Annotated in this window: 1 protein-coding gene; it reads right to left on the bottom strand. The window is 73.0% G+C overall.

The features are described from left to right. Positions 1-585 (bottom strand): LysR substrate-binding domain-containing protein (locus VSO01S_RS26565; RefSeq protein ID WP_245684341.1); only part of this gene is annotated, 585 nt, incomplete at both ends.

The raw sequence follows: 585 nt of genomic DNA on the forward strand, positions 1-585 counted from the left end.
GCCGCGGCGGCGCCCGGCCGGCGCCAGTTCGTCCGCCGCGCGGTAGACCACCCCCGCGCGCCGAAACTGCGTGACGCTCTCGGGCACCCAGGCCACGCCGATGCCTCCGGACACCAGGTTCACGATGGTCTGCATCTGGATGGCCTCCTGCGCCAGTTTCGGCACACGGCCCGCGGCGTGATAGAGCGCAAAGATGGCGTCGTGCAGCGAAGGCACAATGCGGCGCGGAAAGATCACCAGCGGCTCGTCCAGCACCTGCGCAAGCGCCAGCTTCCGCGCCCGTGCCAGCGCATGCCGGGCCGGCAGCGCCAGCGTCAGGGGTTCTTCCGACACCGCCAGCCGTGCCAGGCCCGCGGGCGCGGCGCCGGGCGAATGCAGCATCAGGCCGGCATCGATCTCGCCGCGCGCAAAAGCCTCGAGCTGCACGTCGCCCGTGGCCTCGACCAGCTCCAGCGCCACCTCGGGGCACAGCTGGCGGAATTCGCGCACCCAGTCGGGCAGCTTCTCGAAGCCGATGGTGGACACGAAGCCGATGCGCACGCGCCCCACCTGCCCCGCCGCCGCCGCGCGCGCACGCTGCGGCAG

The sequence above is a fragment of the Variovorax soli NBRC 106424 genome (genome assembly GCF_001591385.1).
GTDB lineage: Bacteria > Pseudomonadota > Gammaproteobacteria > Burkholderiales > Burkholderiaceae_C > Variovorax > Variovorax soli.